Origin of the sequence: Sphingomonas sp. GC_Shp_3, assembly GCF_026540945.1 — a bacterium.
Classification (GTDB): domain Bacteria; phylum Pseudomonadota; class Alphaproteobacteria; order Sphingomonadales; family Sphingomonadaceae; genus Sphingomonas.
Genome location: NZ_JALNUT010000001.1, coordinates 466,849 through 490,020, shown reverse-complemented (window position 1 = coordinate 490,020; position 23,172 = coordinate 466,849). Strand labels below are relative to the sequence as shown.

The window sequence follows — 23,172 nt, the reverse complement described above, 5'->3', positions numbered from 1 at the left end:
TTCAGCGGTTACGTCGCAGCGACAGTTTGGGCACCGCATCGCTCGCGGTCAGCGCAGTACCGCGTCCGGACAGCGACGGATTGGTCATGAAGTAACGATGCAGGTTGAACGGCCGGTCGCCCGGTTCGTCGCGCACATAGCTGCCGTCACTCTGCAATTCCCAGCTCTGTTCGTTGTCGATCAGGTTCGCCACCATCACCTGGTCGAGGACTTGCCGGTGCACCGTCGCATTCTCGATCGGCAGCATATATTCGACGCGCCGGTCGAAATTGCGCTGCATCCAGTCGGCGGAGGAGATGAACACCTTGGCGGTGTCGCTCGGCAGTTCGGCACCGTTGCCGAAACACCAGATCCGGCTGTGTTCGAGGAATCGCCCGACCACCGACTTCACGCGGATGTTCTCCGACATGCCCGGCACGCCCGGTCGCAGGCAGCAGATGCCGCGGATGATGAGGTCGATCTCGACACCGGCGTTGCTCGCCTCGTACAGCTTCTCGATCACCTGCGGGTCGACCACCGAGTTCATCTTAGCCCAGATCGCGGCGGGCTTGCCGCCCAGCGCGTTGGCGATCTCCGAATCGATCAGCGCCATCAGGCGCGGGCGCAGGTCACGCGGGGAAAGGCTCATCTTCGCCATGCCAGTCGGCTCGATATAGCCGGTGACGTAGTTGAACATCTGCGCGGCATCTCGGCCAATTTCGGGATCGGCGGTGAAGAAGCTCAGATCGGTATAGATGCGAGCGGTGATCGGGTGGTAATTGCCGGTGCCGAAGTGGCAATAGGTGCGGTATTGCCCAGCCTCGCGGCGAACCACCATCGATACCTTGGCGTGCGTCTTCCAGTCGATGAAGCCATACACCACCTGCACGCCCGCTCGCTCCAGCGCGGAGGCCCACAGCAGGTTCTGCTCCTCGTCGAAACGCGCCTTCAGCTCGACCACCGCCGTCACCGACTTGCCCGCTTCGGCGGCGGTAATAAGCGCGTTGATGACGGCGGGCTGCTTGCCGGCGCGGTACAGCGTCTGCTTGATCGCCACCACGTCGGGGTCGTTCGCCGCCTGTTTCAGGAAAGCGAGCACAACCTCGAACGTCTCATACGGATGGTGGACGATGATGTCCTTGCTGCTGATCGCCGCGAAGCAATCGCCGCCGAATTCGCGGATCCGCTCCGGAAAGCGCGGCGAGAACGGCGGGAACTTCAGGTCCGGCCGATCCTCGTCGACCAGCGCGCTGAGATCGCCCACGCCGAGGAACGCGCCGCTTTCGGTGACGAACGCATTGGTCCCGCCCAATTCCTCGCGCAGCACCGCGCCCAGCGCTTCGGGCATGCCGCTTTCCAGCTCGAGCCGGATCACGCGCCCGCGCCGCCGCCGCTTGATTGCATTGGCGAAGTAGCGGACGAGATCCTCGGCATCCTCCTCGATCTCGATATCGCTGTCGCGCAGCACGCGGAACTCCGCACCGCCGACCACATGATAGCCCGGAAAGATCAGCGGCGCGAACCGCTTGACCAGCGATTCGACTGCGACGTAGCGCACCGTCTCACCCGGCACGCGCAGAAAACGCGGCATCGGCGCGGGCAGCATCACCAGCTCGCGAATCGGCTGATCGTCGGACTGGCGCACCAGATCGAACATGACCGCCAGCCCCTGGTTGGAGATGAACGGGAAGGGATGCGCGGGGTCAAGCGCCTGCGGGGTGAGGATCGGGAAGATCTGCTCGCGGAACTGCGTTTCCAGCCAGCGGAGTTCCTCGGCTGTGAGCGACTCGTCAATCGTGCGCGAGGTGAGAATTTCGATGCCGGTCTCGGCCAGCAAGCCGCGCAGTTCGCGCCACACGGTGCGCTGGCGTTCGATCAGCTCGTCCGCCTCCCCGACGATCGCAGCAAGCTGCTGGCTGCTGTTGAGGCCATCGGCGGAGAGCCGGTCGACATCCTGCAACTGCTGGCCCTTCAGCCCGGCGACGCGCACCATGAAGAACTCATCGAGGTTCGATCCCGAGATCGACAGGAAGCGCAACCGTTCCAGCAGCGGATGCGCCGGGTTGCGCGCTTCCTCCAGCACGCGGCGGTTGAATGCCATCCACGACAGCTCGCGGTTGAACAGCCGGTCGGTGCCCTCGATTGGGGCGAACGGGTCCTCGTCATTGTCGAGACGGGCGAGATGCGCTGGTCTGTTCATCAGAATCCTGCCAGTTCGTGTTGCAAACCGTCGATCAGACCAGCTTCGGTCAGGGTAGCGCGCGCCAGTGGGATCGACAGGCGCTTGCGGCTTTCCAGCACCGCTTCATCGAGCACATCCACCGTCCGCAACAACGCGACGTGGGTCCGTTCGATCCGCTTGGCGAGCCACTCGATCAGGTCAGGCCGCGCGTCGAGACCGCGCCGGAAGAACTGCCGCTCCAGCACTGCCAGCATCAGCGCCTCGTCGGGCGCACCGATTCGCACGGTCGGGCTGGCCGCCAGTCGCGAGCGCAGATCGGGCAGCCGGATTGTCCATTCCGGTGGGGCTGCATAGGCGACGATCACCACCGGCAGGCGGGTTTCCTGCGCGCGGTTCCACGCGTGGAAGATGTCGGCCTCGCCCTGCTGCTCGGCATCGTCCACCAGTTGTCCGCCCGTCTTCGCGGCGAAGATCCGCGCGAGCAGGCTGCGCCCCGATTTGCGCGGGCCGGTGATGACCACTGCCGCTACCGGCCAGCTGGTCCATTGCTCGAGTTGCTGAACGGCGCGCTGGTTCGATTCGGTTACGAGAAACTCATCGTCATGCGGGTCCGCCGGCCATTCGAACGGCAAAGCCAGTTGTGCGCTCACCCCGGGGTACCGTCGGTTGCGCCGGCACGGCGGATGCGGACGGTCGTGCCGCTGCCGCTCACCGTCCAGCCCTTTGCCTCAAGCTCGGCGCGGAACAGCGCGGGGTCCGCATCGAACGCGACACGCATCACCGAAACGCCGCCGAGCGCGAGGCTGGTGGTGACTGCGCTGCGCACGCCGGCGAGGCTGCGCAGCGATGCCTCGGTTGCAGTGACGGCAGCGGCGCCCGGCGTATCGACCTGTACGGTGATCGTCACGGTGGCGGTATCGCCCGGCGCGATCGTGATCGGCGCGGTACCCGGGACGACCGGCAGATCAGTCGGCGTCTCGGTCGGCGTAGGCGTGGGAGTCGGCGTCGCATTGACCGGCGGCACGTAGGCAAGGCTCGAATCGGGTTGCAGCCCGCCACTGCGCAATTCCGCCTGGTAGGCCGCGTCGATCCGCTTCACGCCCTCGTCGAGCAGCAGCGGCAACGCATCGGCATTGCCGACCCGCAACGTGAAATGCGTAATGAGGTGATTGTCCGGCCCATGACGCGCCTGGAACGCACCGATGATCGGCCCGCCCGGCCACTGCCGCGACAGCCGCACGATCGGCACCAGCACGTCGTTCGAGCCATATTGATCGAGCACGGTGCGCCACCACGCCCGCCCCGGTCGCGTCGTCTGGCCGAGGTTGAGCAGCAGCGAATCGCTGCCGGTGCCGCTTGGCCGCACGTAGTCGATCGCGCTGTTGCCGGTGCGGAACCGGCCCCACGCCTGCACCCACGGGTTATCCTGCTCGAACGCGATTGCAGCGCCGCCGGAATAGGCGATCGGGATCGTCAGCATCGAGGTCGAGCGTTGCTCCTGATCCGCCACGCCGAGCAGCGCGCCCGCCCGCGCGCGACTGAACAGCACACCGAGGCGGCCGATATAGCGGTTCGGCCCGATCTCCTCCTTCTCGATGATGATGCCGGACACCATCGAATCGAGCGTCCCGTCGGACACGCTGCCCACACTCGCGCCGAGCCGCTGTGCCAGCATCTGCCAGCCCTTGCGCTGCGCCAGCCGCCAGCCGGCATAACGCGCGGCCTCGGCGTTGCCCGCGCTCACGTCGACACGGATGCCGCCGACCTCGTAACTGCCCGACCCGTCGCCGATCGCACCGGAGGAGGCGGGCACGGGCGCCGAGGCATCCTGGGCAAGCAGCAGCCCACCGCTGGCGACACAGGTCGCGGCGATGAGCAACTGGAACGGGCGGGAAAGGCGCGAGGGCATGTCGGCGCCCTTTTGGCGAAGCAGGCGTGGAAATCCAAGCAGGATATGTCTACTCGGCGTTCATGAGCGACAAACCTTATACTTACGCACAGGCCGGCGTCTCGATCGAAGCCGGAAATGCCCTCGTCCGCGCGATCGCGCCGCTGGCGAAAGCAACCCGCCGTCCCGGCGCGGACGCCGATCTCGGCGGATTCGGCGGATTCTTCGATCTAAAGGCGGCGGGCTTCGTGGATCCGCTGCTGGTCGCCGCCAACGACGGCGTCGGCACCAAGCTGAAACTGGCGATCGAGCACGACCGCCACGACGGCGTTGGCATCGACCTCGTCGCGATGTGCGCCAACGACCTGATCGTACAGGGCGCGGAGCCGCTGTTCTTCCTCGACTATTACGCGACTGGCAAACTTGAGGCCGGCGTCGCAGAACGCGTCGTCGCATCGATCGCGGACGGATGCCTGCAGGCCGGCTGCGCGTTGATCGGTGGCGAAACCGCCGAGATGCCGGGCATGTACGCAGCCGGCGATTACGATCTCGCCGGCTTCTGCGTCGGTGCGGTTGAGCGCGACCGGGTGCTGACCGGACGCGAGATCTCGGCTGGAGACGTGGTGCTCGGCCTCGCCTCGTCGGGTGTACACTCCAACGGCTTCTCGCTGGTACGCCGCCTCGCCGCCGACAAGGGCTGGAAGCTGGACCGTCCCGCGCTGTTCGATATGGACATGCTGCTGATCGACGCATTGATGGCGCCGACCCGTATCTACGTGAAGAGCCTGCTGCCCGCACTCCGCGTCGGGCGGATCAAGGGGCTGGCGCACATCACCGGTGGCGGCCTGCTCGAAAACATTCCGCGCGTGCTGCCCGAAGGGATGCACGCGATGATCCACGCCGACGATTGGGAACAGTCGCGATTGATGGCGTTCCTGCAAGCACAAGGTGGCATTGAACCCGGCGAAATGGCACGCACCTTCAACTGCGGCGTCGGCATGGCGGTGGTGGTTGCAGCCGAAGCGGTGGCCGACGTGACCGCGATGCTGGAAGGCGCGGGCGAAACCGTGCTGCGCATCGGCGAGATCGTCGCTGGCGAACGGGGCTGCACGGTCAGCGGCCGGATCGAAACGTGGAGCGCGCGCGAAGCGTGGTCGGCGACGCACAATGCCTGAGGGGCAGAGTCCCGCTGTCGCCGGCCCTATGAAGCAGCGGGTCGGCATCCTCCTGTCCGGGCGCGGGTCGAACATGATGGCGCTGGTCGAGGCCGCACGCGATCCTAACGCCCCCTACGGCGTCGCGCTGATCGCAAGCGACAAGCCGGACGCTGCTGGAATCGCATGGGCGCAGGCGCAGGGTCTCGCCACCTGGGCGCTTGCCCCCAAAAATGTCGGCAAGCCTGCATACGAAGCAGCCCTCGACAGCGCTTTGCGCGAGGCACAGGTCGAGACGATCGCACTGGCGGGCTACATGCGCCTCCTTTCAGATGATTTCGTCGCGCGCTGGCGCGGCCGTATCGTCAACATCCACCCCTCGCTGCTGCCCAAGTACAAGGGCCTCGACACGCACGCCCGCGCCATCGCGGCGGGGGACGCGCACGGCGGCTGCTCGGTCCACATCGTCACCGAAGAACTCGACGGCGGCGATGTGCTCGGGCAAGCCGAGGTGCCGATCCTGCCCGGCGACACGCCCGAGGCGCTTGCCGCGCGCGTGCTCGAACAGGAACACCGTCTGTATCCCCGCACTCTGGCCGAGTTTGTATCGCGATGACCCAAGACGCCGAAACCGCCCTAGCCCGCCTTCGCGATCTCTGCCTCGCGATGCCGGGTACCGCCGAGCGCGTGTCGCATCGCGCACCCGTGTTCGTCGTCGCGGAAGACAAGATGTTCGCCTATTTCTGGCACGATCATCACGGCGATGGCGAGACGGTAGCGGTGGTCCGCACCAGCGGTGCCGAGGAACAGCGCATGCTTATCGACAGCGAGCCAGAGCTTTATAGTCTGCCCACGGAACTCGCCGCCTTCGGCTGGATAGCGATCCGGCTGAGCGGCGCCGCCACCGATTGGGACCGCGTGGGCGATCGCGTCGCGGTGAGTTGGGAACTGGCGGCACCGCGCGATCTGCTCGAGGCGGGCGGCCGGTGAGCGGTACCGGACCAAGGCCGAACGCCAACGAACGCGCGGAGGCGCGGGCGATCCGCAAGCGCTGGGTGACGCTGGCGGAGATCGTGGCCGTGGCCGGGCTGCTGATCTCGGCGACGGGCCTGTGGCTGACCTATTCGGAGCGCCGCAACGATGATCACGAGAAGCAGGTCGAGAAAGTTACCGAGGCGCGCACCCGCTCCCTCGTCCGCCTGTCCGCGACGCCCGAGCATGGCGGTGAAAGTCTCGCGCTCAAAGATGCCGAGCACGACGTGCAAAGCGTCGACTTTCGTTTCCCCAGGGCACTCGGCATCGCGGCGCAGACCAGCATCCTCACGCCGCACATCGAAGCGGCATGGATCAAGGATGCGCTAGTGGATGCCACTAAGGATGGACCGGACAAGCGCGACGGTCGCCTGCCGGTGCTGGTGAGCGCAAGCTATTGGGATGGCGACCAACAGCGTACCGATACCGCAATCTACGACGTGGTGTGGAGCATCGAGGGCAAGCTGCTCGGCGGTCACACTCTCAAGCTGAAAGGCATGCTGCTACGCGAGCGTACCGCCTCGGCGGCGCGGCTCGATGCGGTATGGTCGAAGGAAAAGCCGAAGCCCGTCGCTTCGTAACAACGATCCCCGGCATAGGCCGGGGATCGCAAATACTCAGATCAGCCGACGATCTCTTCCGGCTTGAAGAAGAACGCGATCTCGGTCGCGGCATTCTCGTCGCTGTCCGAACCGTGCACCGAGTTCGCCTCGATCGATTCGGCGAGTTCCTTGCGGATCGTGCCGGCATCGGCATTGGCCGGGTTGGTCGCGCCCATGATGTCGCGGTTGCGCTGCACGGCGTTCTCGCCTTCCAGCACCTGCACGACGACCGGGCCGGAAATCATGAACGTGACCAGATCGTTGAAGAACGGGCGCTCGCGGTGAACGCCGTAGAACTCCTCGGCCTGCTCGCGACTCATGTGGATGCGCTTGGAGGCGACGACGCGCAGGCCGGCTTCCTCCAGCATCTTGGTGACCGCGCCGGTGATGTTGCGGCGGGTTGCGTCGGGCTTGATGATCGAGAAAGTGCGGTTCGCGGCCATGACCGAGAAGCTCCTGTGGTTGAAATGCGGGAAGTCGCGGCTCCCTAGTCGTGCGCGCTTGGCGATGCAAGCGGCGGGACGTGCCAGTTCCGCAGGAGCGCGACCCGCCCGCCGCTGTTCGGTTACACGGCTAAGCTGCCTGCTCCCACCGACCACTGTCGCTCTGTTTCCAGTAACGCCGCTCCACATCCGCTTTGTCGCCAAGCGCGCGCCAGGCGGCACGCGCCTCGACAATGCGATCATCGTCGAAAAAATGGAACGCCCGCTCGAATTCAAGCGCGGCATCGCGCCACATGCCGTCCACCAGCGCGATATTGCGCGCGCCGTTACCCGCATCGGCGACGGCCGTGATCAGCACCGGCTGATCCGCGTCGTTTACTTCACCCGCCTGGCCATGTGGCAGGAAGCTCTCCGGACTGTACGTCCATAGCAAACGATCGAGCACACCGCGCTGCGTTTCACTTTCTGCAACGATCAGCAGCCGGCCACCGCTCGACAGCACCTTCTCCGCGATTTGCGGCAAGGCGCGGTCGAGCGGCGTGACGGTCAGGTGGTAAAAATCAACCTTCACGTCACCCCTTCCCCGTCGTTCAGCCCTCGAAATGATTCGCGACGAATCGATCGAGCAGCCGCACGCCGTATCCGGTCGCGCCCTTGTCATAGGTCGCGCCCGCCTTGTCGGACCAGACCATGCCGGCAATGTCGAGGTGAGACCACCGCACTCCCGGCTCCACGAAACGCTGGAGGAACTGCGCGGCGGTGATCGAGCCGGCGCCGCGCGGCCCGACGTTCTTCATGTCGGCAATCGGCGAATCGATCAGCTTGTTGTACGCGTCGGCCAATGGGAAGCGCCACAGCAGGTCACCGGTCGCCTTGCCCGCGGCGAGCAATTGATCGGCCAGTGCATCGTCGTTGGCGAAGCAGCCGCCATGTTCGGTGCCGAGCGCAACGATCATCGCGCCGGTCAGCGTGGCGAGATCGACAATCGTTTTCGGGCGGTGCGTACGCTGTACCCAAGTCAATACGTCGCACAGCACCAGCCGGCCCTCTGCATCCGTGTTGATGACCTCGATCGTCTGACCCGACATCGACGTCACCACGTCTCCGGGACGCTGCGCGTTACCGTCGGGCATGTTTTCGACCAGACCGCAAACGCCGATGACGTTGGCCTTGGCCTTGCGCGAAGCGAGCGCCTTCATCGCGCCGACCACCGCGCCGGCGCCACCCATGTCCCACTTCATGTCTTCCATGCCGGCTGCGGGCTTGATCGAGATGCCGCCGGTGTCGAACGTCACCCCCTTGCCGACCAGCGCCAATTCAGGGTCACCAGCTCCTGCGCCGTTCCACTTCAGCGCGAGGATCTTCGCTTCGCGTGGCGAACCCTGGCTGACGCCCAACAGCGCCCCCATGCCAAGCTCGCGCATATCCGCTTCGCCGAGTACCGTCGCCTCCAGCCCCAATCCCTCGACGGAGGCGAGCACACGATCGACGAAGCTTTGCGGATAGAGGATGTTGGCAGGCTCCGCGACCAGCGTCCGGGTCAGTTCCAGGCCCTGCGTTATAGCATCCTGTCGCGCCCACGCAGCGTCGGCGCCATCGGGCGCGCGGTGCAGCGTGATGCTAATCAGCGTCGGCTTGTTCTTGGCCGGCAGGGTCGTGCGATAGGCGTCATGCCGCCACGCCCGCTGGTTTGCGGCAGCAGCCAGGCGGGCGGCCGCCGCTGGCGTCGGCGCTGAATTGCCGAGGTCCACCGCCACCGCCGTCTCGCCTGAGGTAAGCAGTTTCGCCGTCAAAGCACCGCCTGCACGTTCGTAATCAACCTCACTGCCCGCCCCCACGCCGAGCAGCAGCAAGCGACGTGCCTCTCCGCCGTTCGCGACGAACAGTTCGACCACGCCACCCGCTTCCCCCTCGAAACGACTCGCCCGCGCCGCAGATTGCGCCAGAGCGATCGTGGCAACGTCCAGCGTGGACGAGGCGAGGCGCGAAAGACCGTCCTTCTCGATCGTCAGGGCAAGCGGCGTGTTGGCATCGGGAGTTGCGGCGGAAAACGCGATCTTCATACGGACGAAGCCTCAAATATGTTCATTGTATCTACCGCCATATCTAGGGAGGGTGGCCGGGCGCGGCAACACGCGTGCTGGCGCAAGCATGCGAACGCAGCGGGCGCAAAGCCAAACGATGCCCCGTCTGCCGTTCGTGAGCAGTGCCGTTGCAGCATCGCCGCGCCGGTGCGATAGGGCAGCATCATTCACCGCCATTCGCGCGGACACCGGGGTTCAGTGCCGACGTGAAGCGTTCCTTCTTTCTTGCCACCTGCGCGCTGCCGTTTGCCGTCCCGATCGCCGGAGCGCACGCGCAGGATCTGCAAACGCGCGCCATCGCCCCGCCGCCGCCATCCGCAACGCCGAGCGCGGGCGCCGATCAGGTTCAGTTCAGTGCGGATTCGCTTGATTACGAAGGTAGCGACGACACCGTCACCGCCACCGGCGACGTCCGCATGTACCGCACGGGCGACCGGCTACGCGCGGACAAGGTGGTCTGGAACCGCACAACCGGCAAGGTCATGGCCAACGGCAACGTCGTCGTTACCAATCCCGGCGGCGACACCGCTTATGGCGATTCGATCGAATTGACTGATTCGCTGAAGGACGGCGTGGTCGACAACATGCTGATCGTTCTCGAACATGGCGGCCGTCTTGCCGCGCGCAAGGGAACACGCGCACCCGACGAAACGGTTACGATGGAAGACGCGGCTTACACGCCGTGCGCGGTCGCTACGTCGAGCGGCTGCCCGAAGGAGCCGTCGTGGAAGATTACCGCGGTACGCGTCACGTATCGGCCGGACCGGCAGCGCATCTATTATAAGGGCGCGCGTATAAACCTGTTCGGCTTGCCTACGTTGCCGCTACCGGCGTTCTCGAACGCGGTGGGTGGCGGCAACCAGAGCGGCCTGCTAGCGCCCGATGCGCGGTACGACCGGGTCAACGGGTTCGAGATCGCGCAACCCTATAACGTCGCGCTTGGCCCGAACCGCAGTCTCGTCGTGACGCCGATGCTGTTCACTGCCACCGCGCCGATGTTGCACACCGACTTCAGCGCATTGACCGATCACGGTGCATACCGGATCGGCGGCTATGTGACCGTCAGCCGGCGCAGCGACGATCTGCAAACCACCGCGCCGCTTTCCACCGAAAGCGCGCTGCGTGGCTATGTCGACGGTGTCGCAAACTTTCAGCTTAGCGAAAACTGGAGCCTGTCGGGATCGCTGCGCTACGCCAGCGACAAGACGTTCCTGCGGCGCTACGACATATCGCGCGACGACAGACTGCGTTCGACCGCCAGCCTGGAGCGGATCAGCCCCAATGCGTACTTCGCGATCACCGGCTGGTACGTGCAGACGTTGCGCGCCAACGACAGTCAGGGTCAGCAGCCGATCGCGCTGCCTGAGATCGATTGGCGCTATCGCTTCAACGATGGCATCCTCGGCGGCAAGGTATCGTTGCAGGCGAACAGCCTGGCCATATCGCGAACTGAAGGGCAGGATACGCAGCGCGCTTTCGCCAGCTTTCAGTGGGATCTGCGCAAGCTGACGCCTTGGGGTCAGGAGGTCACGTTCACAGCCTTTGGTCGCGGCGACGTCTATCACGCCAGCGACGTCGGCTCGACCGATATCGCCAGCTATCGCGGGCTCGACGGTTGGCAGACACGCGCGATCGGTGCGCTTGCCGTGGACGTGAAGTGGCCCTTCATCGGCACCTTCCTCAGCGGTACGCAGCGATTGACCCCGCGGGTCCAGATCGTCGCTTCGCCGCAGATCGCGAACATCAATATCCCGAACGAGGACGCACGCGCGATCGATCTCGAGGATTCCAATCTGTTCGCGCTTAACCGTTTCCCCGGCTACGATCGCTTCGAGGATTCGAGCCGCATCACCTATGGCGCGGACTGGGCGGTAGATCTGCCCGGCCTGTCGGTCGCCGCCAACATCGGCCAAAGCTACCGGTTGGATCAACGGCCGAGCCTGTTTCTCGATGGCACCGGGCTGACCGACCGTTTCTCGGATATCGTCGGACGGACCGACGTGCGCTTCCATGACATCTTCTCGCTGGCCTTCCGCTACCGGCTCGACAAGGACACGTTCGCGCTGCGCCGCAACGAGGTGGATGCCACGATCGGCTCGCGCAGTACGTATTTGTTGCTTGGCTACCTGCGCCTCAACCGCAACATCAGGCCGATCATCGAGGATCTTCAGGACCGTGAGGAGGCCCGGGTCGGTGGTCGTGTGCAGGTCACACGGTTCTGGTCGGTGTTCGGCTCGACTGTCGTCGACCTGACCGACCGGAAGGAGGATCCGCTATCAATCGCCGACGGCTTCAGCCCGGTCCGCCATCGGCTCGGTTTCCAGTATGAGGACGATTGCCTCCGCCTCGGATTGACGTGGAAGCGCGATTATCGGAACACCGGCGATGCGCAAGCAGGCAACAGCTTCCTGTTGACGCTGGCGTTCAAGAACCTTGGCCGCTAAGCGATGGTTCAGGTGCGATCGACGATTTTACGAGTGCCGCGCGGTGCCGCGGGCGCGATTCCGCGCGGGGATGGGACAGTGATCAAGTGAAGCATGCGTCGATCAAGGCGGCCCGTTTAAGCCGCATCATGGGATATACCGGTGTCGCGCTCGCGGCGATGTCGATGACGGCGTCGTCGATCGCGCAGACCGTCGCTGACGACAGCACACCACAAACCTCGCTCAATATCCCGAGCAATCTGCAGATTTTCGGCAAGGTCGATCCAAACGTCCGCAAGGCGACCGCGATCGTCAACGACAGTGTCATCACCGGCACCGACGTCGACCAGCGCGTCGCGCTTATCATGGCCGCGAACCAGTTGAAGCTGAGCGACGAGGACAAGGAGCGGCTGAAGCTCCAGGTGCTACGCTCGCTGATCGACGAGACGCTCCAGATTCAGGACGCCAAGGCGAACGAGGTGACGATCTCCAAGGAGCAGATCGATCAGGCGTTCAACCGCGTCGCCGCCAATTTCGGCAAGACCACCGCCGAATTCCGCGCGTTCCTGCGCCAGTCGGGATCGTCCGACCGGTCGCTGCGCCGCCAGATTGAGGCGGAACTGGCGTGGAGCGGCTATCTGCGCCGTCGCGTCGAGCCGATGGTCAACGTGGGCGATGAGGAGATCAAGCTGATCCTCAAGCGGATGGAAGAGAACAAGGGCAGCGAAGAATATCACCTCAAGGAAATCTATCTTTCCGCTTCGCCAGAACGCCAGCAGCAGGTTTTCGAGCAGGAAAAGCAGATGATCGCGGATATTCAAAAGGGCACGAAGCCGTTTGAATATTACGCGCAATTTTCGGAATCCTCGACGCGTAGCACGGGCGGCGATCTCGACTGGCTGTCGCAAAGCCAGCTCAGCGCCCTGCCGCAAAGCCTCGTCGAAGCCGCGAAGCAGATGCAGGTCGGTCAGATCGCCGGACCGATCGAGGTTCCAGGCGGATTTTCGATCCTGTATCTGGTGGACAAGCGCAAGGTGCTCGAAGCCGATCCACGTGACGCCCGCCTCTCGCTCAAGCAGGTGAGCGTGAAGTTCGCCGCCGGCCTTACCCAGGCGGACGCTAACGCGCGGGTCGCGCAGTTCGCCAAGGAACTTGGCAGCATCCATGGTTGCGGCGGCGTTGCCAAGGTCGCCAGCGCGATCGGTGCGGACGTGGTCGACAACGACGCGGTGAAGATCCGCGATCTGCCGACCCAGCTTCAGGACATCCTTCTCAAACTGCAGGTCGGCGAAGCGACACCTCCGTTCGGATCGCAGAAGGATGGCGTGCGCGCGCTGGTACTTTGCGGGCGTGACGATCCCAAGATGAACACGGCTCTGCCGGGTGTCGACCAGATCCGCGACCAGATGGAGCAGCAGCGCGTCAACCGCCGCGCGCAGCAGATGTTGCGCGATCTGCGCCGTGACGCCATCATCGAATATCGTTGAACAGAGAGCTACGCCGATGATCCAGCCGCTCGCCGTTTCGATGGGCGATCCGGCCGGAATCGGTCCGGAAATCATCGCCAAGGCATGGGAGCGACGGACCGGGCATGCGCTGCCACCGTTTTTTGCGGTCGGGGACGCGCGCGCGGTGCAGGCGGTATGGCAAGGACCGATCTGTCAGATTCGCGAACCAGCCGAAGCCGCAGCCGCGTTCGACCGCGGACTTCCGGTGCTGGGCGTCGCCGATGGCGGCGAGATTGTGCCGGGGCACCCAGATGTCGATGGCGCACGATGTGCGCTGCACGCGCTTGAACTCGCGCAAGGGCTGGTGCGGTCCGGCGCAGCGGGCGCGTTGGTGACTGCGCCCGTTTCAAAGGCTCAACTGTACCAGATCGGCTTTACCCACCCGGGCCAAACCGAATTCGTGGCGGAGCGGTGCGGTATCGCCGGCGAGAATGCCGTGATGATGCTGGCCGGCCCGGACCTTCGGGTGGTGCCGATCACCACCCATATCCCGCTGAGCGCGGTGCCCGGGCAGCTTACGATCGAGCTGATCGCCGCCAAGGGTCGTGCGACCGCGCGCGGCCTGATGCGCAATTTCGGCATTCTCAACCCGCGTCTCGCCTTCGCGGGGGTCAACCCGCATGCCGGTGAGAGCGGCAAGATCGGCCGCGAGGAAGTCGATATCCTGATCCCCGCGATCGAGCTGCTGCGTAGCGAGGGGATCGATGCGACCGGCCCATTCGCCGCCGACACGATGTTCCACGCGCGCGCCCGCACTGGCTATGACGCGGCGATGTGCTGCTATCACGATCAGGCGCTGATCCCGATCAAGACGCTGCACTTCGATGAGGGCGTGAATATCACGCTCGGCCTGCCGATCGTGCGGACCTCGCCCGATCACGGCACCGCCTTCGGCATCGCCGGCCAGAACATCGCAGAGCCAGGCGCAATGATCGCCGCCATCGCAATGGCGGCAGATGCTGCGACACGGCGCGCGGCAGCGACGGCGTGACGCCCGATCTGCCGCCCCTGCGCGATGTCATCGCGCGCCACGGCCTTGCCGCGAGCAAGGCGCTTGGCCAGAACTTTTTGCTCGACGCGCAGTTGCTCGCCCGCATCGCGCGCGTTCCCGGCGACCTGACGGACGCCGAAGTGCTGGAGATCGGCCCCGGCCCCGGTGGCCTTACGCGGGCACTGCTTGCAGCGGGTGCGCGGGTGACCGCGATTGAACGGGACCATCGCTGCATTCCGGCGCTTGCCGAACTGGGCGAAGCCTACCCCGACCGGCTACGCGTGATTGAGGGCGATGCGCTGGAGATAGATGCGGCATCGCTGTTCGAAGGCAAGCCGCACATTGCCTCGAACCTGCCGTACAACATCGGCACTGCGCTGCTGGTACGTTGGCTCAGCACGGACTGGGCGCCGTGGTGGCAGAGCCTGACGTTGATGTTCCAGCGTGAAGTCGCGGAGCGGATCGTCGCCGGCGTCGGCGATGATGCCTACGGCCGCCTCGCGATCCTGTCGCAGTGGCGCAGTACCGCCAAACTGGCGATGCCGGTGCACCGCTCGGCGTTCACACCGCCACCCAAGGTCATGTCGGCGGTCGTCCACATCGTGCCGGCCGAAGCGCCGCACGGTGTTGACCTCGGCGTGCTCGAGCGGCTGACGGCGGCTGCGTTCGGTCAGCGTCGCAAGATGCTGCGTCAGAGTCTCAAGCCGGTCCCCGGTGCACTGGCCGCGTTGGAGTCGCTCGGCATAGACGCGGCGCGACGTGCGGAAACCATCTCGGTTGCGGAGTTCGCCGCTTTGGCAGCCAAGGTCGGGTCGTGAACACCGCAGCGTTGCTGCCCCGCGTGACGAACCGGCGCTAGTTCTTCGTCGCGCTGGCCGCCGACGTCACGGAGGCTGTTACCACAGGCGGACCCTTCGCGATCGCGGCGGTCAGTTGAGCAACCTCCGGACAGGCTTTCTTGCTGCAAATCGCGCGTAATTTGGTGAGGTTCCCCTTGGCGCGATCGACGGCGCCCTGCTGGACCAGCGCTTCACCTTGTTCCGTCAGCGCCGCCACGTCGTCCGGCTGCAACTCGAGCGCCTCGCGGTAGTAGCGGATCGCCTTGCCGGGCAGATCATGCACTCGAGCGATCTCGCCAAGCCCGATGAAACCTTCGCGATTGCGCGGGTCGACCGCGAGCGCGCTCTCATACGCGTCGGTGGCGCCGGCCAGATCACCGGATGCCTGCGCAGCCTTGCCCTTTGCGACCCAGGCCGAAGAGCGCGCGTCGATTGCACTGTCAGGCCGCTGGCCCTGTACCGCAGTCGATATCGTCAGCAGCGTCATCGCGGCAGCAGCGGCGACGGGCAGATAGCGCATGATCAGCTCCAGCTTCGGCACAATACGTTAGGGTAGCACGCGATGTGCGGCCATGCGAACAAAACGTGCGAGAAAAAAGCCGTCGGTATCATCGTGCGCAGGCGTCAACCGCGTGCCGGCGCCATGCGTGCGACCGGCTGGCAGCTTGAGCGGCTCGGCCCTCCATTCGGGATTGGCGGCTAGGAAGCGCGCCGCCTGCGCGGTCCCTTCCCCATCGAGCAGCGAACATACGATGTAGACTAACGCACCGCCCGGCTTCACCAGTGCGGCGCCGACGTCGATCAGCCGCGCCTGCGTCTCGACCAGCCGCGCGAGCCGGTCGGGCGTGAGCCGCCAGCGTGCTTCGGGGTTGCGCCGCCATGTGCCGGTACCCGAACAGGGCGCGTCGATCAGCACGCAATCGGCCCGCTCCGCCCAATCGGTCAACGCCTCCGCTTCGCGGTTCGGATCGAGCAATCGGGTGGTGACGATCGACACACCGGCACGCTGAGCGCGCGGCGCAAGTCGCGAGAGCCGCGCACGGTCGCTGTCCGTGGCGAGGATCTCACCGGTGTTCGCCATTGCCGCTGCGAGGGCGAGCGTCTTGCCGCCCGCGCCCGCGCAAAGATCGACGATGTGTTGTCCAGGCAAGGCCTGCGCCGCCGATGTTACGATCTGACTGCCCGCATCCTGCACCTCGATAGCACCGGTCTGCCATGCTTCGAGGGTCTCGACGTTGGTGCCGCTCGGAAGCCGCAATGCATCGGGGAGGCCGGGCACGACGCCCGCGCCTTCTATTGAAACGCTGTCACCCCGCAGTCGATTAATCCGAACATCGAGCGGCGCCCGCGCTATCAGCGCAGCACGTTCCGCTTCATCGATACCGGAAGCGTTCAACGCCTCGCCAAGCCAAGCCGGAGTGGTGCCGATGGTTGCGGGAATCTCACCCGCGCCGACAGGCGCCGGGCCATGCCCCTCCCCGGAGAAATGTCCGGCGATCTCGACCTGGGTGTTGGCGAGCGCCAGCATGGCGGCACGGCCGCTCGCCGGAATCTCACCGCACAGCCGGATCGCGGCATAAGCGAGTTCGCGCACCGCACGCCGGTCTTTCGAGCCGGCGTAGCGCCGGCTGGCGAAGTAGCGCGCGATCAGCGTATCGGCTGCGGCACCACCTGCGCGCGCGGCGGTAATGATTTGGTCGAGCAAGTCGATGGCGGCTTGCGTACGAGCGGCGGGTGTCATCGGTTCGTCCAGACGATTGAAGAGGGTTTGGCGATTGCCACGCTCGTCCCGCCGCAACCGCGCCACCACGGTCGGCGTACGTTGCGCACCATGCACATTAAAGGCCGAGCCTCCCTGAGCTTCCTACCGCTTGAGGCGGCAGGAAGGTACAATCGGACCAGCCTGCCCTACCGCGTTGGATAGTTGGGTGCCTCGCGTGTGATCGTGACGTCGTGAACATGGCTCTCGCGCAGACCTGCCCCGGTGATCTGCACGAACCGGGCGCGCTGCTGCAGATCCTCGATCGTCGCCGATCCGGTATAGCCCATCGCTGCACGGATACCGCCGACCAGTTGATGGATGACGTCACGTGCCGGCCCCTTGTAGGCGACCTGCCCCTCGATCCCCTCAGGTACCAGCTTGAGCTGATCTTTGATGTCGCCCTGGAAATACCGATCCGCCGACCCACGGCCCATCGCGCCGACCGAGCCCATGCCGCGATAGCTCTTGTAGGCACGGCCCTGATACAGGAACGTCTCGCCCGGTGCCTCCTCCGTGCCGGCCAGCAGCGAACCGATCATCACCGACGATGCGCCCGCCGCGAGCGCCTTGGCGATATCGCCCGACGTACGAACGCCGCCGTCGGCGATTACTGGCACGCCGAGTTTCTGGCCAACCTCGGCGCAATCCATCACTGCCGTCAGCTGCGGCACACCCACGCCGGCCACGACGCGGGTGGTGCAGATCGACCCCGGCCCGATGCCGACCTTGATGCCGTCCGCGCCCGCGTCGATCAGCGCACGCGTCGCCTCACCCGTGGCGACGTTCCCGGCGATGACCTGCACGGAATTGGAAAGCTTCTTAACCCGCTCAACCGCACGCGCGACGTCGCGATTATGGCCATGCGCGGTGTCGATCACGACGAGATCGAGTTCCGCGTCGATCAACGCGGCAGTCCGGTCGAACCCCTTGTCGCCGACGGTCGTCGCGGCGGCGACCCGCAGGCGCCCGGTGCCGTCCTTGGTGGCGTTCGGGTAGGTGACGGCCTTCTCGATATCCTTGACGGTGATGAGGCCGATGCAGCGATAGGCGTCGTCTACGACGATCAGCTTCTCAATACGGCGCTGATGCAGCAACCGGCGCGCTTCCTCGGAGGTGACGCCGGGCGAAACCGTGGCGAGATTGTCGTGCGTCATCAACTCGGCGACCGGCTGCGCGGGATTTTCGGCGAAGCGCACGTCGCGGTTGGTAAGGATGCCAACCAGCCGGCCGTTCGCCTCGACCACCGGGATACCGCTGATCTTGTGGCGCTTCATGATCGCCTGCGCCTCGGCGAGCGTAGCGGACGGCGCGATGGTGATCGGATTGACCACCATGCCGCTCTCGAACCGCTTGACCGCGCGGACCGCGGCGACCTGATCCTCGACGGTGAGGTTGCGGTGGAGCACGCCGATGCCGCCAAGCTGCGCCATCACGATCGCCATGTCGGCCTCGGTCACGGTGTCCATCGCCGAGGAAAGGATGGGAATGTCGAGCGCGATGCCGCGCGTCAGTCGCGTCGCGGTGTTCGTCTGCGACGGAACGATATCGCTCTCGGCCGGATACAGCAGGACATCGTCGAAAGTGAGACCGAGGCGAATGTCCATGGAGTGCCGTGTCCTGCGCGAAGGGGAAAAGCGAGTCGTGGCGGTCCATGTAAACAACGGCCCTCGCCAGCGCTAGGGGTGTGGCGTCGAGGTTTGTTCACGCAGGCCACCCGCACCACCGCACAGCTTCGACCCGGCCCGTGCGTCTGCCACGTCGCCGCGATCCTCCACGCCCAGTTCGCGCGGTGGTTGAGCACTGCTCCGCTTTGCATTAACGCAGACGCCCAGCAATGAAGGTTTCCGCCGATGACGGCTACGATCGCGCTCGTCGATGATGATCGCAACATCCTCACCTCCGTCTCCATCGCGCTTCAGGCGGAGGGATTTTTGACGCGGGTGTATTCGGATGGAGAGACGGCGCTGAAGGCGCTGATCGAGAACCCACCCGACCTCGCGATTTTCGACATCAAGATGCCGCGCATGGACGGGCTCGAACTGCTGCGGCGGATGCGTGAGAAGAGTATGGTGCCGGTGATCTTCCTCACCTCGAAGGACGATGAGCTGGACGAGGCGCTCGGCCTGGCGATGGGCGCGGACGACTATATCGCCAAGCCGTTCTCGCAGCGGCTGCTGATCGCCCGCATCCGCGCGATCCTGCGGCGTAGCGAAGCCTCGCATCCTGGTACGTCAGAGAGCGCCGATCCAGCCGAGACGGTGCTGGTTCGCGGCCGGCTTTCCATGGATACGTCGCGGCACAAGGTTACATGGAGCGGCGGCGACGTGACGCTGACCGTGACCGAATTCCTCATCCTGGAGGCGTTGGCGCAGCGGCCGGGCGTGGTGAAGACGCGCAATCAGTTGATGGATGCCGCTTATCAGGACGACATCTACGTCGACGATCGCACGATCGACAGCCACATCAAGCGCGTACGGCGCAAGTTCCGCCAGACCGATCCCGATTTTGACGCGATTGAAACGCTTTATGGTGCCGGTTATCGCTTCTCCGAGGAGTGAAGACCGCGAACTGACGTTACGCTGGTCCGCGCGGGTCTCGCTCACGCCGCGCATCCTGTTCGTCAACGTCTTCGCGCTGGCGCTGCTGGCGGGCGGTTTCTTCTATCTTGATTCCTACCGCAGTCGCATCGTCGACAGCCGGGTCGCCCAGGCGCAACGGGAGGCGCGACTGATTGCGGAGGCGATGGGCGCGGTCGACCTCCCTGAACGGACGGCGGTGGCGGTCCGGCTTGGGCGCGATACCGGCACGCGGATACGCCTGTACGACAACGCAGCGCGTCCGGTGCTGGATACACAGATGCTCGGGCTCCGCAATTTCGTGCTGGCCGATCCGGACAAGCAAGGCTGGGGTTTGACAGCGGCGCGTTTCCTCGATGCGGTGATCGATACGGTCGTGGCGGCGCCTCGGCCGCCCCTGTACCGCGAACTTCGCAGCGGCAACGAATGGCCGGTCGTCCGCATCGCCCGCACCACCGGCACCGCCCCCGCCAACGTATGGCGAGCGCCCGATCGCACCCCGGTCATCACCGCCGCCGCGCGGGTACCCGGCGTCGGCGTCGTGATGACGACGATCAACGCGCGCGACATCACCAAGACGGTGCGGGTCGAGCGTTTTCGGCTTGGCGTGGTGTTGGCGATCGTGTCGATCGTGTCGGTGCTGCTCTCGCTGTTCCTCGCACGCACCATCGTCCGCCCGCTACGACGTTTGGCGCGCGCCGCCGTGCGGGTACGGCTCGGGCGGGCACGGGAAGTGGTGGTGCCGCGCCTCCCCTCCCGCCGTGACGAGATCGGCATGCTTGCCCGCGCGCTTTCCGACATGAGCCTTGCACTGCGTGCGCGGATCGACGCGATCGAGGCGTTCGCGGCGGACGTGACGCACGAAATGAAAAATCCGCTCGCATCTTTGCGGTCCGCGGTGGACGGGCTGTCGCGCATACACGATCCGGAGCTTCAACAGCGGCTGCTCGCGATCGTCCGTGACGACGTGCACCGGCTCGACCGGCTCATCACCGACATAGCCGAGGCCTCGCGCCTCGACGCGCAGCTCAGCCGCGCGAAGTTCGAAAGCGTCGATCTCGGCGCGCTGATCGCCGCGCTGATCGCGCAGCATGAGGAGCGCGGGCTGGAGCGAGACGTGGCGCTGCGGTTCGATCGTCCGCCGGCGACACCGCTGATCATCGCCGGCGAGGGCGCGCGGCTGGAGCGGGTGTTCGAGAACCTGATTACCAACGCGGTATCCTTTTCACCCGAACACGGTCTGATCGTTCTCTCGGCGATGGTCGAAGCGGGCGAGGTGGTGATCCGCGTCGAGGATGAAGGTCCAGGCGTGCCAGAGGAATCGCGCGAGACGATCTTCCACCGGTTCAACTCGTTCCGGCCGGCTGACGAGTCGTTCGGCAAGCATTCCGGACTGGGCCTCGCCATCGCCCGTACCATCGTGGAGGCGCACCACGGCACGATCCACGTCGAGGCGCGAGACGATCGGCTGCACGGGGCGCGGTTCGTGGTGCGTCTGCCACTCGGCGCACAGCCGTGACGCGCGTGCATGGCACCTGCGTGGCGATTGACGGGCGCGGGGTTCTGCTGCTCGGCGCCTCGGGCAGCGGGAAATCCGACCTTGCGCTACGGCTGATCGATCGCGGCGCGGTGCTGGTGAGCGACGATCAGACTGAACTGAGTACCGCACACGGTCTCCTGTTCGCGTCTGCACCCGCAACCATCGCCGGCCTCATCGAAGTGCGCGGTATCGGTATCGTCACCCTGCCCTTCGTGACGCAGGCACAGGTCGCACTCGCGGTGCGGCTTGGCGAGCGGGTGGAACGCATGCCGGAGGCCGGGCTGATCGAGGAACTTACCGGACTTGCTATTCCGCTGTTGCGTGTCGATTCTCGTGAGGCGTCGGCAACGATCAAGATTGAACTGGCGTTGAAGAGCGCGACACACGAGGCGACATGACACACGAGCGCAAGGATATCCTACTCGTCACCGGAATGTCGGGCGCGGGCAAATCGACCGTGCTGCGCACACTGGAGGATCTCGGCTGGGAGATCGTCGACAATTTGCCGTTGGTGCTGCTCGACCGGTTGCTGAGCGCTCCGCTGCCGGAGGGTGCGGACGGTTCGTCGCAGCCGCTTGCGATCGGTATCGATGCACGCACCCGCGATTTCGATCCCGCCAAGATCGTCGCGCGGATCAAGTCGCTGCGTCAGGATCATGATCTTGATATCGGCACGCTGTTCCTCGATTGCGCGGGCGGTGAACTCGCGCGGCGCTATTCGGAGACGCGGCGTCGCCATCCGCTTGCGCTCGATCGGCCGGCATCGGACGGCATTGCACGCGAACGCGAGTTGCTCGCCCCGCTCAGAAGCTGGGCGAACCGGCTGATCGACACCACCGATCTTGCCGCCAACGAACTCGCCCAGCAGGTCCGTGCCACCTTTTCGGGCGAGCGGCTGGGCGAGCCGACGTTGCAGGTGATGTCGTTCGGCTTTGCACGCGGTATTCCGCGCGGGGCCGATCTCGTGTTCGACATGCGTTTCCTGCGCAATCCGCACTGGGTGCCGGAACTCCGCCCCGGCACCGGGCTGGATGCCGACGTGAGCGCTTATATCGCCGACGATCCAGCCTACGCGGCCGCGGTCGGGCAGATCGAATCGCTGCTCTTGCTGTTGCTGCCACGCTACAGGGCGGAGGGGAAATCCTACGTCACCGTCGCATTCGGGTGTACCGGGGGGAGACACCGCTCCGTTCACGTCACGGAACGGGTGGCGTCAAGGTTGCGTGACGCCGGTTTTTCCCCCACGGTCCTGCATCGCGATCTTGCTGCAGCGCCGCAAGACTCGCTTGAAGGGGCCCATGCGGCAGCCGACGGGGACGGGAAACAGGATTGATGATCGGGTTTGCGCGATGATCGGGCTCGTACTGGTGACACATGGCCGGCTTGCCGACGAATTCGTGACCGCGATGGAGCATGTCGTCGGCAAGCAGGAGCACGTCGCCACCGTTGCGATCGGGCCGGATGACGACATGGAAGCGCGTCGCAACGACATCGCGGAAGCCATCAAGACCGTTGATGTCGGGCGTGGCGTCATCGTGCTGACCGATTTGTTCGGTGGCACGCCCTCCAATCTCGCGATCTCGCTGATGGAGCGCGGCCGCATCGAGGTGATCGCCGGCATCAACCTGCCGATGCTGATCCGGCTGGAATCTGCCCGCAAGGCCATGAAAGTAGTGGACGCGGTCGCCGCAGCGCGCGAAGCTGGCCGCAAGTATATATCGGTTGCATCCGAAGTGCTGGGAGAAGCGGCGGCGTGAGCCAGATTACCCGAACCGTCCTGATAACCAACAAACGTGGGTTGCACGCGCGCGCAAGCGCCAAGTTCGTGACGCTGGCATCAACGCAACCGTGCGAGGTTGCGGTGGAAAAGGATGGATCGGGATCGGTGACGGGCACGTCGATCATGGGATTGATGATGCTTGGCGCGGCGATGGGCGATACGATCGTCATTCATGCCGAAGGCGAAGGTGCCGAGCAATCGGTCAGCGCCCTGGTCGAACTCGTCGAGGGGCGTTTCGGCGAGGACTGAGCCGCACCGTTGCGCCGGACATCAGGCGTAGCTGTCGCATTTGTCACGAGACTTTACGCCTCGCCACCGTATGTTGACCGACGCGTTCTGTCCTCCGGCGGCGGCGGCCGTCGTTCGACGCGAGCGCGTTGAACTGGAGG

Annotated in this window: 23 protein-coding genes; 14 read left to right on the top strand and 9 right to left on the bottom strand. The window is 65.3% G+C overall.

All coding sequences use genetic code 11. The annotated features are described in order from the left end of the window. Position 1: 1 nt before the first annotated feature. The 3 genes from OXR00_RS02415 to OXR00_RS02405 are packed head-to-tail and all read right to left on the bottom strand — an operon-like array spanning position 2 to position 4,070. Positions 2-2,179: an RNA degradosome polyphosphate kinase gene (locus tag OXR00_RS02415; protein WP_267386443.1), complete on the bottom strand. Its 2,178-nt coding sequence runs from the start codon at positions 2,177-2,179 to the stop codon at positions 2-4. Beyond that, positions 2,179-2,811, bottom strand: coding sequence for a DnaA/Hda family protein (locus OXR00_RS02410; protein ID WP_267386442.1), 633 nt, complete (start codon positions 2,809-2,811; stop codon positions 2,179-2,181). The genes OXR00_RS02415 and OXR00_RS02410 overlap by 1 nt, the downstream gene beginning before the upstream one ends. Beyond that, complete coding sequence (locus OXR00_RS02405) at positions 2,808-4,070, bottom strand: heavy-metal-associated domain-containing protein (RefSeq protein ID WP_267386441.1); 1,263 nt, start codon at positions 4,068-4,070, stop codon at positions 2,808-2,810. Before OXR00_RS02405 ends, OXR00_RS02410 begins: the two co-directional genes overlap by 4 nt. 62 nt (positions 4,071-4,132) lie before the next feature. Here OXR00_RS02405 and purM point away from each other — a divergent pair, with 62 nt between their 5' ends. The 4 genes from purM to OXR00_RS02385 are packed head-to-tail and all read left to right on the top strand — an operon-like array spanning position 4,133 to position 6,816. After that, positions 4,133-5,224 (top strand): phosphoribosylformylglycinamidine cyclo-ligase, encoded by a 1,092-nt coding sequence (gene purM / locus OXR00_RS02400; RefSeq protein ID WP_267386440.1) that lies wholly within the window; start codon positions 4,133-4,135, stop codon positions 5,222-5,224. A 28-nt stretch (positions 5,225-5,252) separates the two neighbouring features. Continuing rightward, a complete protein-coding gene (gene purN, locus OXR00_RS02395) occupies positions 5,253-5,819 on the top strand; it encodes a phosphoribosylglycinamide formyltransferase (protein ID WP_267386439.1) in 567 nt (188 codons plus the stop codon). Further along, on the top strand, positions 5,816-6,193 hold the full coding sequence (locus OXR00_RS02390; RefSeq protein ID WP_267386438.1) for an MmcQ/YjbR family DNA-binding protein: 378 nt from the start codon (positions 5,816-5,818) through the stop codon (positions 6,191-6,193). Before purN ends, OXR00_RS02390 begins: the two co-directional genes overlap by 4 nt. Beyond that, positions 6,190-6,816: a hypothetical protein gene (locus tag OXR00_RS02385; protein WP_267386437.1), complete on the top strand. Its 627-nt coding sequence runs from the start codon at positions 6,190-6,192 to the stop codon at positions 6,814-6,816. Before OXR00_RS02390 ends, OXR00_RS02385 begins: the two co-directional genes overlap by 4 nt. Positions 6,817-6,857: 41 nt before the next feature. Here OXR00_RS02385 and ndk read toward each other — a convergent pair whose 3' ends face one another. From ndk to OXR00_RS02370, 3 genes are all read right to left on the bottom strand, one after another. Further along, on the bottom strand, positions 6,858-7,280 hold the full coding sequence (gene ndk, locus OXR00_RS02380) for a nucleoside-diphosphate kinase (RefSeq protein ID WP_267386436.1): 423 nt from the start codon (positions 7,278-7,280) through the stop codon (positions 6,858-6,860). Positions 7,281-7,410: 130 nt separating this feature from the next. Then, the gene (locus OXR00_RS02375) at positions 7,411-7,851 is read right to left on the bottom strand and encodes a DNA polymerase III subunit chi (protein ID WP_267386434.1); all 441 of its coding nucleotides are present in this window, start codon (positions 7,849-7,851) and stop codon (positions 7,411-7,413) included. Between the two features lie 19 nt (positions 7,852-7,870). Beyond that, positions 7,871-9,343 (bottom strand): leucyl aminopeptidase, encoded by a 1,473-nt coding sequence (locus OXR00_RS02370; RefSeq protein WP_267386433.1) that lies wholly within the window; start codon positions 9,341-9,343, stop codon positions 7,871-7,873. 227 nt (positions 9,344-9,570) lie between these two features. Between OXR00_RS02370 and lptD the strand changes: the two genes are divergently transcribed. The 4 genes from lptD to rsmA all read left to right on the top strand — a co-directional run bounded on the left by lptD (position 9,571) and on the right by rsmA (position 15,104). Continuing rightward, positions 9,571-11,808: an LPS assembly protein LptD gene (gene lptD / locus OXR00_RS02365; RefSeq protein ID WP_267386432.1), complete on the top strand. Its 2,238-nt coding sequence runs from the start codon at positions 9,571-9,573 to the stop codon at positions 11,806-11,808. Between the two features lie 128 nt (positions 11,809-11,936). Then, complete coding sequence (locus OXR00_RS02360) at positions 11,937-13,274, top strand: peptidylprolyl isomerase (protein ID WP_242146310.1); 1,338 nt, start codon at positions 11,937-11,939, stop codon at positions 13,272-13,274. A gap of 16 nt (positions 13,275-13,290) precedes the next feature. After that, a complete protein-coding gene (gene pdxA, locus OXR00_RS02355) occupies positions 13,291-14,286 on the top strand; it encodes a 4-hydroxythreonine-4-phosphate dehydrogenase PdxA (protein ID WP_267386431.1) in 996 nt (331 codons plus the stop codon). Further along, positions 14,283-15,104, top strand: a complete 822-nt coding sequence (gene rsmA / locus OXR00_RS02350; RefSeq protein WP_267386430.1) for a 16S rRNA (adenine(1518)-N(6)/adenine(1519)-N(6))-dimethyltransferase RsmA — start codon at positions 14,283-14,285, stop codon at positions 15,102-15,104. The genes pdxA and rsmA overlap by 4 nt, the downstream gene beginning before the upstream one ends. A 37-nt stretch (positions 15,105-15,141) precedes the next feature. Here the strand turns inward: rsmA and OXR00_RS02345 are convergent, their stop codons facing one another. The 3 genes from OXR00_RS02345 to guaB all read right to left on the bottom strand — a co-directional run bounded on the left by OXR00_RS02345 (position 15,142) and on the right by guaB (position 18,491). After that, on the bottom strand, positions 15,142-15,645 hold the full coding sequence (locus tag OXR00_RS02345) for a tetratricopeptide repeat protein (protein WP_267387121.1): 504 nt from the start codon (positions 15,643-15,645) through the stop codon (positions 15,142-15,144). Between the two features lie 27 nt (positions 15,646-15,672). After that, complete coding sequence (locus OXR00_RS02340) at positions 15,673-16,866, bottom strand: RsmB/NOP family class I SAM-dependent RNA methyltransferase (RefSeq protein WP_267386429.1); 1,194 nt, start codon at positions 16,864-16,866, stop codon at positions 15,673-15,675. Between the two features lie 167 nt (positions 16,867-17,033). After that, positions 17,034-18,491, bottom strand: coding sequence for an IMP dehydrogenase (guaB, locus tag OXR00_RS02335; protein ID WP_242146305.1), 1,458 nt, complete (start codon positions 18,489-18,491; stop codon positions 17,034-17,036). A 246-nt stretch (positions 18,492-18,737) separates the two neighbouring features. Between guaB and OXR00_RS02330 the strand changes: the two genes are divergently transcribed. The 6 genes from OXR00_RS02330 to OXR00_RS02305 are packed head-to-tail and all read left to right on the top strand — an operon-like array spanning position 18,738 to position 23,032. Then, positions 18,738-19,445 (top strand): response regulator transcription factor, encoded by a 708-nt coding sequence (locus tag OXR00_RS02330; protein WP_267386428.1) that lies wholly within the window; start codon positions 18,738-18,740, stop codon positions 19,443-19,445. After that, a complete protein-coding gene (locus OXR00_RS02325; protein WP_267386427.1) occupies positions 19,414-20,982 on the top strand; it encodes an ATP-binding protein in 1,569 nt (522 codons plus the stop codon). Before OXR00_RS02330 ends, OXR00_RS02325 begins: the two co-directional genes overlap by 32 nt. Then, positions 20,979-21,401: an HPr kinase/phosphatase C-terminal domain-containing protein gene (locus OXR00_RS02320; protein ID WP_267386426.1), complete on the top strand. Its 423-nt coding sequence runs from the start codon at positions 20,979-20,981 to the stop codon at positions 21,399-21,401. Before OXR00_RS02325 ends, OXR00_RS02320 begins: the two co-directional genes overlap by 4 nt. Next, positions 21,398-22,336, top strand: coding sequence for an RNase adapter RapZ (rapZ, locus tag OXR00_RS02315; protein ID WP_267386425.1), 939 nt, complete (start codon positions 21,398-21,400; stop codon positions 22,334-22,336). The genes OXR00_RS02320 and rapZ overlap by 4 nt, the downstream gene beginning before the upstream one ends. 16 nt (positions 22,337-22,352) lie before the next feature. Then, entirely contained in the window at positions 22,353-22,760 is a 408-nt protein-coding gene (locus tag OXR00_RS02310) for a PTS sugar transporter subunit IIA (RefSeq protein ID WP_267386424.1), read from the top strand. Continuing rightward, complete coding sequence (locus tag OXR00_RS02305; protein ID WP_267386423.1) at positions 22,757-23,032, top strand: HPr family phosphocarrier protein; 276 nt, start codon at positions 22,757-22,759, stop codon at positions 23,030-23,032. Before OXR00_RS02310 ends, OXR00_RS02305 begins: the two co-directional genes overlap by 4 nt. Positions 23,033-23,172 lie beyond the last annotated feature (140 nt).

What these genes read in the sequence shown, in the direction of transcription:
- OXR00_RS02415 (WP_267386443.1), bottom strand. Translation starts at nt 2,179, where the DNA reads ATGAACAGACCAGCGCATCTCGCCCGTCTCGACAATGACGAGGACCCG.
- OXR00_RS02405 (WP_267386441.1), bottom strand. Translation starts at nt 4,070, where the DNA reads ATGCCCTCGCGCCTTTCCCGCCCGTTCCAGTTGCTCATCGCCGCGACC.
- purM (WP_267386440.1), top strand. Translation starts at nt 4,133, where the DNA reads ATGAGCGACAAACCTTATACTTACGCACAGGCCGGCGTCTCGATCGAA.
- purN (WP_267386439.1), top strand. Translation starts at nt 5,253, where the DNA reads ATGAAGCAGCGGGTCGGCATCCTCCTGTCCGGGCGCGGGTCGAACATG.
- OXR00_RS02390 (WP_267386438.1), top strand. Translation starts at nt 5,816, where the DNA reads ATGACCCAAGACGCCGAAACCGCCCTAGCCCGCCTTCGCGATCTCTGC.
- ndk (WP_267386436.1), bottom strand. Translation starts at nt 7,280, where the DNA reads ATGGCCGCGAACCGCACTTTCTCGATCATCAAGCCCGACGCAACCCGC.
- OXR00_RS02370 (WP_267386433.1), bottom strand. Translation starts at nt 9,343, where the DNA reads ATGAAGATCGCGTTTTCCGCCGCAACTCCCGATGCCAACACGCCGCTT.
- OXR00_RS02360 (WP_242146310.1), top strand. Translation starts at nt 11,937, where the DNA reads ATGGGATATACCGGTGTCGCGCTCGCGGCGATGTCGATGACGGCGTCG.
- pdxA (WP_267386431.1), top strand. Translation starts at nt 13,291, where the DNA reads ATGATCCAGCCGCTCGCCGTTTCGATGGGCGATCCGGCCGGAATCGGT.
- OXR00_RS02345 (WP_267387121.1), bottom strand. Translation starts at nt 15,645, where the DNA reads ATGCGCTATCTGCCCGTCGCCGCTGCTGCCGCGATGACGCTGCTGACG.
- OXR00_RS02340 (WP_267386429.1), bottom strand. Translation starts at nt 16,866, where the DNA reads ATGACACCCGCCGCTCGTACGCAAGCCGCCATCGACTTGCTCGACCAA.
- guaB (WP_242146305.1), bottom strand. Translation starts at nt 18,491, where the DNA reads ATGGACATTCGCCTCGGTCTCACTTTCGACGATGTCCTGCTGTATCCG.
- OXR00_RS02330 (WP_267386428.1), top strand. Translation starts at nt 18,738, where the DNA reads ATGACGGCTACGATCGCGCTCGTCGATGATGATCGCAACATCCTCACC.
- OXR00_RS02325 (WP_267386427.1), top strand. Translation starts at nt 19,414, where the DNA reads ATGGTGCCGGTTATCGCTTCTCCGAGGAGTGAAGACCGCGAACTGACG.
- rapZ (WP_267386425.1), top strand. Translation starts at nt 21,398, where the DNA reads ATGACACACGAGCGCAAGGATATCCTACTCGTCACCGGAATGTCGGGC.
- OXR00_RS02310 (WP_267386424.1), top strand. Translation starts at nt 22,353, where the DNA reads ATGATCGGGCTCGTACTGGTGACACATGGCCGGCTTGCCGACGAATTC.